Origin of the sequence: Blautia sp. DFI.1.216 (genome assembly GCF_020594215.1) — a bacterium.
Taxonomy (GTDB): Bacteria; Bacillota; Clostridia; order Lachnospirales; family Lachnospiraceae; genus Blautia_A; species Blautia_A wexlerae.
Window position 1 is genome coordinate 42,709 of sequence record NZ_JAJDML010000027.1, and the last position, 9,041, is coordinate 51,749.

The following is a 9,041-nucleotide window of genomic DNA, read 5'->3' on the forward strand; positions in this document are numbered from 1 at the left end:
TTTACTCCCTGCCTAATATTTTCAGATAATGAATTCCTTCATTCTGTTCAATCGTCTCTACCATTGCTTCTGCATCCCCCTCGCTCGGAAGAATGTCCACACTCAGAGTAAGTGTGGCAATCCCATTGATAGGAATACTCTGATGAATGGTGAGAATGTTTCCATGAAACCGTGCAATCGTCTGCAGGACAACCGACAAAAGCCCCGGTTCATCGTCCATCTGGATAATAAAGGTGATCGTCTTTCCCCTTGTCTCTTCATGAAATGGAAAAATATCATCTTTGTATTTGTAGAAAGAGCTTCTGCTGATTCCTGTGCGCTCTGCTGCATCCTGTACAGTGTCCACTTTGCCGGAGTCCAGAAGCTTCTTTGCCTCCACCACCTTCAGCAGGACTTCCGGAACTGCTCGTTCCCTCACTACAAAATATTTCTTTTTCTCTGTTACTGGTTTCTGCATATCAATTTACCTGTCCGTTCTTTAAAGACATTTGTTTTTACACACTGGATATATTATCACACCACACAAAAATACGCAAGAAATATATTCTGCTGAATCATTGTGTAAAATCATTATGCCTCAACACGAAAAAGGCTGTCCTGATTTCAGACAGCCTTTTTTATTCTTTTATTTCTTCAGTGCGATCCATTTCAGATATGCATTGATGAAAATATCAATTCCTCCGTCAAGTACTGCATCCACATTTCCGGTCTCCTCGTTTGTACGATGATCCTTTACCATGGTATATGGCTGCATAACATAAGAACGGATCTGATTTCCCCATCCGATATCTGTCACCTCACCGCGGATACCGGAGAGTTTTTCCTCTGCCTCCTGCTGCTTGAGAAGATACAGCTTGGCTTTCAGCATCTGCATGGCTTTATCTTTATTCATGTGCTGAGAACGTTCATTCTGACACTGTACCACGATTCCGGTAGGATAATGTGTGATACGGATGGCAGATGATGTCTTGTTGATATGCTGACCGCCGGCACCACTGCTTCGATAAGTATCAATACGGATCTCATCGTCATTGATCTCTACATCCAGATCCTTCTTGATATCCGGCATAACATCACAGGATACAAAAGATGTCTGTCGCTTACCTGCTGCATTGAAAGGAGAAATACGCACCAGACGGTGAACTCCCTTCTCTGATTTCAGATAACCGTAAGCATTTGTTCCGTTTACCTGGAAAGTAACCGATTTGATACCTGCCTCATCGCCGTCCAGATAATCCAACACTTCCAGGGTAAATCCTTTCTTATCTGCCCAACGGCTGTACATACGGTAAAGCATACCACACCAGTCACAGGCCTCTGTTCCGCCTGCACCTGCATTCAGCTTAATGATAGCATTCTCACTGTCATATTCTCCGGAGAGAAGTGTCTTGATACGGATATTGTCAAAATCCTTCTGAAACTCATCCAGCATTTCCTGAATCTCAGGAATCAGTGCAGGATCGTTCTCCTCATATCCCATCTCGATCATGGTTTCCATATCTTCCATCTGTGTAACCAGATTCTGATAGGTCTCCATGTCATCTTTCATGTCTTTTAATTCTTTCATTTTCCTCTGGGAAACTTCTGCATCATCCCAGAAATCAGGCGCTTCCATTTCGCGCTCTAATTCTTCGACCTTCTGCTCTTTGTTAGCCAGGTCAAAGTGAATCCCTCACTTCCACTAATGGTTCTGTATAAGTCGCAAGAATGCTCTTGAACTGGTCTAATTCAACCACAGCTTCACCCACTTTCTTATTATAAATATTCTCTGTCGGACTCCCTGTGGATAACCGACTGAATTGCTATAGATTATAGCAGTCCTAGTAAATAATTCGTTTAAAATAATACCATATCTTTAAGCAAATTACAAACAAAGAATTACCCACAGCGTGAAATGATCATTTATCGTAACAATCATTTCACACTGTGGGTAATCATACTTTACACTGAATTACGCATAAAGTCTGTGTAATTTATGAGAAGAAGCTCTCTGCAACACTTATATCTGCAATATATCCCACTGTTCCTGTCATATAGATAGTTCCGTCCTCTTCCATATCGATCTGTATCATTCCGCCCGGCTGATTTACATTAATACGGGATTCCACCAGCCCCAGCTTATAGGCTGCCGCTGCCGCCGCACAGCTTCCTGTTCCGGAAGCCTTTGTGTATCCGGAGCCTCTTTCCCAGATTTCAATCTCCAGATTTCCCTTGTCGACCTGACGGCAGATCTGAAGGTTCATTCTCTCCGGAAATTCATCTGCATTTTCCACATAAGGTCCCAGATTCTTTACAGCTTCTGCACTTACATTGTCTGTAAAAATAATGCAGTGTGGATTACCAACTGTCAGGCAGGTAGCCTTGTATTCTTTTCCATGGAATACGAAATTCTCCTTAATTACTTCACGAACTTCACCGGAAACAGGGATGTCGCTGGAGATAAAAGATGGTTTTCCTATGTTTACTTTAAATTCCGTTGCCCGGCTGTTCAGGCATTCCACATGAATCGTGCCTGACATAGTTTCAATGTCAAATTTTTTCTCAGTAATATATCCATTATCCATCAGATATTTGGCAAAAATACGCACGCCGTTTCCACTGATGGCAGATTCACTTCCGTCTGCGTTAAAAATACGCACACCCAATTTCCCATCAATTTCTACCGGTCCATAGAGCACACCGTCAGCACCAAGCCCAAATCCTCTCTGGCAGAGAAGTGCAATCTTCTTTCCCTGAAGCTGTACCTGATTTTTCTTCGGATCAAGAATCAGATAATCATTTCCAAGTCCCTGATATTTACTCATAATAATTGTATTTGCCATAACCATATCTCTCCTTCTGATTTATAATCCCGGATACTTCCCGCTTTTGTATCTGCATCGATAATCAATTGTCGGGCAATCTTTCCAACTCACTTTGCCACTTGTCTGATTAAATTTTGTGTCAGGTAATTTTCTCATATCACATCCTGACTTTATATTCATTATATTTTATTGTTTTTACCATGTATATAGAGTAAAATGCTTAAAACATTGCAAAAAATGCTCTGTAAGTGTTACAAAAAAGACCATTATATCAGTTCTCTGATATAACAGCCTTACAGCAGCATCACTCCTCTCTGTTCAGTTTTCTATTTCTTTACCCTATTTCGAAATAGTTACAAAGTTTTTACGATTACTTTGTAATTGTATGATACTATTATCGTGTAATAATGTCAATATCTTTGTAGCATATTTTCTCAGAAATTATAAAATATATTCGTTACTATTTGTTACATTCTTAGTAATAATTGTACATTTGCGCATTAAATGATATGATTATACCATGAATCAAACTTTTCCCTCCGCTTATTGCTTTCCACTGCTTATTTCTTTTCACAATCTCCACAGGGGACTTGCTTGATTCGATTAAATAATCATTGCAGATATCGGAGGCAGATATGTTATTATCAGAACAGTTCTATCAGACAGAAAAAACAGGATACCTGGACGAACAATTCCGACTTTTTCATCTTAAAGACCAGACCAGAAAGGAATTCTCTTACCATTATCATGATTTTCACAAGGTAGTTATCTTCATCTCCGGCAAGGCTGCTTATCATATAGAAGGAAAAGCTTATCAACTGAAACCATGGGACATTCTTCTGGTAAACCGCCATGCCATCCACCGCCCGGAGATTGATCCATCTGTTCCATATGAACGTTTCATTCTCTGGATCCAAAACGATATTCCCTGGCAGGAACTGCTGAAATGCTTCCAGAAAGCAAATGACCGAAGCTATAATCTGGTACGTCTGAACTCTGCTCTTCAGGAAAAGATGAAAGACATCCTGTTTGAACTGGAAAATTCTGCAAAATCCGATGAATATGGAAGGGAAATCCTGACACAGTCACTTTTTCTTCAGTTTATGGTTTATCTGAACCGTATCTTTCTGGAAAAGCAGTACATTTTTGATAAAAAATCCTACACCTTTGACTCGCAGATTGCCAGTATCCTTCAGTATATCAACCACAATCTGAAAGAAGATCTGTCTGTAGAAACGCTTTCTGCCAGATATTATGTAAGCAAGTACCATCTGATGCGGAAGTTCAAACAAGAAACCGGCTATACCCTTCATAATTATATTGTAAACAAGCGGCTTCTTATGGCACGTACTCTGATCTCAAATGGAATGCCTGTGACAAAAGCAGCACAGGAAAGCGGGTTCGCAGAATACAGCACTTTTTCCCGGGCATACCGTAAACAGTTCAAAACCAACCCCAGCGAAGAACTGCCTCATTATAGCACTCCTCTAAAATAATGCCTCCACTACCTTTACACAACAATTCCATAACACAAAAAAGATGTAACCATATCTGAAAGAATCTTTCTTCTCAGACATAATTACATCTTTTATTGTTCGCAGGTCGGGCAGATATTCGCGCTCCGCTTACTGTTTCACTTTCTTCTTCGCTGTCGCACAGTAGAATACGAATCCCAGCAGTACCAGTGCCACGATCATCCATCCGGCCAGTGCTGCTGTTCCCAGACCTGCAAATTTATCATAGTAACCTTTCAGATAGATCACAATGATAATCGCCGGAATTCCATAGGCAACATAATTTTTCAGACATTTCGGGAATTTCATGCCTGTACCGGCATTCACCTCTGCAATGAAATTGTCCCATCCCCATCCGTTCCTTCTGGTACAAAACAGAAGGTAACCAAGACTTCCAAGAGGAAGAAGGTTATTAGAAACAATAAAGTCTTCCAGATCCATGATGTTGCTTCCATCTCCGAATGGCTGGAATCCGGAAAGTACATTGAATCCAAGCACACATGGAATGCTTAAGATCATAACAAGAACTGCGCAGACAACAACACTCTTTTTACGGTTCCAGCCAAACAGTTCCATATTAAACACGATCAGGTTCTCAAATACAGCAATGATCGTTGAAACCGCAGCAAATGTCAGAAACAGGAAGAACAGACTTCCCCACAAAGCCCCTCCGCTCATCTTTGCAAAAATATTGGGCAGAGTGATAAAGATAAGGCTTGGACCTGCATCCGGCTGGATTCCATAGGAGAAGCACGCCGGAATAATGATAAATCCTGCTGTCAGCGCAACAAAAGTATCGAGTACGGTGATGCTTACCGCCTCTCCGGTAAGGCTTCTGGATTTGTCCAGATAACTTCCGAAGATCAGCATGGCACCAATACCAATGGATAATGTAAAGAATGACTGACTCAATGCCGCAAATACTACATTACCAACTCCTGCTTCCTTAATCTTCTGAAAATCAGGAATCAGATAGAAGCTGATTCCTTCTCCCGCGCCTTCCATCATTACTGAATGAACCGCAAGGATCACCATAATGATAAGCAGTGCACTCATCATTACTTTGGAGATTTTTTCAATACCATTCTGCAATCCCATGAAACAGACTGCAAATCCAATCAGACAGATGATCACCATCCATAACATCATCGTCGGTGCATTTCCCAGCATATCGGAAAAAGACTGTGTTACTGCTTCCGGAGTCGCTCCAACGAAATCTCCCCGCAGACTCTTCACACAATAGTAGATCATCCATCCTCCTACTGTTGTGTAAAACATCATCAGCATATAACATCCAATAATACCAATAAATTTCAATGGCTTCCAGCCGCTTCCTGCAGGTGCCAGTTTGTCAAAACATTTCGCAACACTTGTGTGGCTTCCCCGTCCTACCGCAAATTCTGCTACCAGAACCGGAATACCCAGAATAACCAGAAAGCATAAGTAGATCAGGATAAAGGCTGCGCCTCCATATGCCCCACAGATATACGGAAACTTCCACACATTTCCAATACCGATGGCACATCCTGCTGACACCAGGATAAAACCAAGACGTGAGCCGAAAGACTCTCTTTTCATACTGTTTTCCCCCTTTACGGAATTGTTATGTGACTGTTCATCAATCATAATCACATAGCTGTGGATGTACTGAACAGTTCAGACAGATATTCGCAATTTGTCAATTCAACGCGTTAACGTGTTTTTGCGCACGATAAAAGGGCCTCATGATTCAGCCCTTTTATTTTGCAGCAGACATGATCTGCTCACAATGTTCTGTTTACAAAATCATTACTGCCCGCTCTGTAGTAATGAACTCACCACTTACAGAAATGGGAATCTTCTCAACTGAGATAAACGAGTCAGGCCTTATTCTTACGTCCACAGCACTGTTTGTATTTCTTACCGCTTCCACATGGGCAGGGATCGTTCGGATATACTTTGATTTCTTTTCTCTGAACCGGTTTCTTAGGACCGGCACTGTCATCCTTGTTTGTTCCGGTAACTTTAGCTACCTGTTCACGCTCGATCTTCTGCTCTACATGTACATGGTACAGCATACGAAGAGTATCTTCCTGAATGGATGTGATCATCTCGTTGAACATATCAAATGCACTCATTTTATATTCAACAACCGGATCTCTCTGTCCATAAGCAGCAAGTCCGATACCCTGACGAAGGATTTCCATATCATCAATGTGATCCATCCACTTGCTGTCAATGCATTTCAGAAGTACAACTCGCTCTAATTCACGAAGCTGCTCCGGTTCCGGGAACTCTGCTTCTTTTTCTTCATAGAGCTTCACTGCCTCTTCTTTCAGTTCATGTCTGATCTCATCGCGTTTCTTGCCTTTTACACTCTCAGCTGTAAGCGGTCTGACTGGAATGATCGGAGTAAGAACACCGTTAAATTCATTCAGATCCCATTCTTCGGAATCTACATCATCAGAGAAACACATATCAACATAAGTATCCACTGTATCCTGGATCATCTTATAGATTGCTTCACGCATATTCTCACCGTCGAGAACCTGACGACGTTCTTTGTAAATGATCTCACGCTGTTCATTGTTTACCTGGTCATAATCAAGAAGATTCTTACGGATACCAAAGTTGTTAAACTCAATCTTCTCCTGAGCTTTCTCAATTGCATTGGAAAGCATCTTGTGCTCAATCTGTTCATTCTCTGCAACACCAAGGGATGTAAAGATCTTCATCAGTCTCTCAGAACCGAACAGACGCATCAGGTCATCTTCCAGGGAAATATAGAAACGGGATTCACCCGGATCTCCCTGACGTCCGGAACGTCCGCGAAGCTGATTATCAATACGTCTGGACTCATGACGTTCTGTACCGATGATCATAAGACCACCCGCATTTCTTGCCACATCATCCAGTTTGATATCTGTACCACGACCAGCCATGTTAGTGGCGATCGTAACTGCTCCTGCCTGACCTGCCTGTGAGACAATCTCTGCCTCAAGTTCATGGAACTTGGCATTCAATACATTATGTTTGATTCCCTGTCTCTTCAGCATACGGCTGAGAAGCTCGGAAGTTTCAATCGTAATGGTACCGACCAGTACAGGCTGCTGTTTCGCATGAGCTTCCACTACAGCATTGACAACTGCGTTGAATTTCTCTTTCTTTGTCATATAAACAGCATCTTCATGGTCAACTCGGATAACCGGTCTGTTAGTCGGGATCTCTACAACGTCCATTGCATAGATATCACGGAATTCTTTCTCCTCTGTGACAGCTGTACCGGTCATACCGCCCTTCTTATCATATTTATTAAAGAAGTTCTGGAAAGTGATGGTTGCCAGAGTCTTGCTCTCACGTTTGATCTTAACATGCTCTTTCGCTTCGATTGCCTGATGAAGACCATCTGAGTAACGGCGTCCCGGCATGATACGTCCGGTGAATTCATCAACAATAAGGATTTCATCATCTTTAACTACATAATCCTGATCCTTATGCATCAGGTTATGGGCACGAAGTGCAAGTGTAATATTATGCTGAATCTCCAGATTCTCCGGATCTGCCAGGTTTTCAATATGGAAAAATTTCTCAACCTTATGAACGCCCTGCTCTGTGAGGTTTACGATCTTATCTTTTTCATTTACAACGAAGTCACCTGTCTCGATAACTTCTTCACCCATGATGGCTGCCATCTTGGTCATCTCATGGCTGGCTTCACCGCGCTCTAACTGCTGAGCAAGGATATCGCAGGCCTCGTATAACTTGGTTGACTTACCGCTCTGTCCGGAAATGATCAGAGGAGTACGTGCCTCGTCGATAAGAATGGAGTCGACCTCATCGATGATACAGTAGTGCAGATCTCTCTGTACCAGCTGTTCTTTATAGATAACCATGTTGTCACGAAGATAATCGAAACCGAGTTCGTTGTTCGTAACATAGGTAACATCGCAGTTGTATGCAGCACGACGCTCGTCCTGCTTCATATCATTTAAAACAACACCGACTGTCAGGCCAAGAAACTCATGGATCTTTCCCATTTCTTCCGCATCTCGTTTAGCCAGATAATCGTTGACTGTTACGACATGCACACCTTTACCTTCCAGTGCATTTAAATATGACGGAAGTGTGGCGACAAGTGTTTTACCTTCACCTGTTCTCATCTCTGCGATACGTCCCTGATGGAGAATGATACCACCAATGAGCTGCACACGGAAATGTTCCATTCCAAGAACACGCTTGCCTGCTTCACGTACAACCGCAAATGCCTCAGGAAGCAGATCATCCAGTGTCTCTCCCTCTTCAAGACGTTTCTTAAATTCTCTTGTTTTTCCTCTGAGTTCTTCGTCGCTTAACTTCTGCATGTCCGGGCGCAGGCTCTCAATTTTCTCAACCAGAGGCATGATACGCTTAACCTCTCGCTGGCTGCGGGTCCCGAATACTTTTGAAAACATATTCATATTAGGTTTTACTCCTGTTTATTTCTTTTTTATACAAGCATTGCTGCCATATAACAATTGCTACTGTGCGGAATAATTTCTGTTCACTCCGTCCACAGCAGACATGTCAGCAGCATGCGAACATTACAAACGCTTACTATAATACACAATACTTGTATATTCTAACACTTTCCGTTATGGAAAACAATGAATTTTTCATGAACAAACCAAGAAAATTACGGAGTCACCAAAATTTACGTTACTGTTCACTCCGTTCACAGTAACGTAGCCAAAATTCATTCCAGATT

At 42.1% G+C, this 9,041-nt stretch carries 6 protein-coding genes; 1 reads left to right on the forward strand and 5 read right to left on the reverse strand.

All coding sequences use genetic code 11. From position 1 onward, the window contains the following. Position 1: 1 nt before the first annotated feature. From LJE11_RS11580 to dapF, 3 genes are all read right to left on the reverse strand, one after another. The gene (locus LJE11_RS11580; RefSeq protein WP_227295995.1) at positions 2–457 is read right to left on the reverse strand and encodes an ACT domain-containing protein; all 456 of its coding nucleotides are present in this window, start codon (positions 455–457) and stop codon (positions 2–4) included. A gap of 168 nt (positions 458–625) precedes the next feature. Next, positions 626–1,736, reverse strand: a protein-coding gene (prfB, locus tag LJE11_RS11585; protein WP_227295996.1) for a peptide chain release factor 2 whose coding sequence is annotated in 2 segments (ribosomal slippage) — positions 626–1,660 and positions 1,662–1,736 — 1,110 coding nt in all. Because the reading frame shifts where the segments join, the coding sequence is not laid out codon by codon here. Positions 1,737–1,973: 237 nt separating this feature from the next. Further along, complete coding sequence (gene dapF, locus LJE11_RS11590) at positions 1,974–2,822, reverse strand: diaminopimelate epimerase (RefSeq protein ID WP_055054012.1); 849 nt, start codon at positions 2,820–2,822, stop codon at positions 1,974–1,976. 617 nt (positions 2,823–3,439) lie between these two features. Here dapF and LJE11_RS11595 point away from each other — a divergent pair. After that, complete coding sequence (locus LJE11_RS11595) at positions 3,440–4,300, forward strand: helix-turn-helix domain-containing protein (protein WP_118572059.1); 861 nt, start codon at positions 3,440–3,442, stop codon at positions 4,298–4,300. Between the two features lie 129 nt (positions 4,301–4,429). Here the strand turns inward: LJE11_RS11595 and LJE11_RS11600 are convergent, their stop codons facing one another. Further along, positions 4,430–5,896, reverse strand: a complete 1,467-nt coding sequence (locus LJE11_RS11600) for a sodium-dependent transporter (RefSeq protein WP_227295998.1) — start codon at positions 5,894–5,896, stop codon at positions 4,430–4,432. 281 nt (positions 5,897–6,177) lie between these two features. Beyond that, complete coding sequence (gene secA / locus LJE11_RS11605) at positions 6,178–8,754, reverse strand: preprotein translocase subunit SecA (RefSeq protein ID WP_118572057.1); 2,577 nt, start codon at positions 8,752–8,754, stop codon at positions 6,178–6,180. Positions 8,755–9,041: the final 287 nt, after the last annotated feature.

Bases quoted from the DNA above. Each gene is read 5' to 3' on its own strand.
- dapF (WP_055054012.1), bottom strand. From the start codon at position 2,822: ATGGCAAATACAATTATTATGAGTAAATATCAGGGACTTGGAAATGAT.
- LJE11_RS11595 (WP_118572059.1), top strand. From the start codon at position 3,440: ATGTTATTATCAGAACAGTTCTATCAGACAGAAAAAACAGGATACCTG.
- secA (WP_118572057.1), bottom strand. From the start codon at position 8,754: ATGAATATGTTTTCAAAAGTATTCGGGACCCGCAGCCAGCGAGAGGTT.
- LJE11_RS11580 (WP_227295995.1), bottom strand. From the start codon at position 457: ATGCAGAAACCAGTAACAGAGAAAAAGAAATATTTTGTAGTGAGGGAA.
- LJE11_RS11600 (WP_227295998.1), bottom strand. From the start codon at position 5,896: ATGAAAAGAGAGTCTTTCGGCTCACGTCTTGGTTTTATCCTGGTGTCA.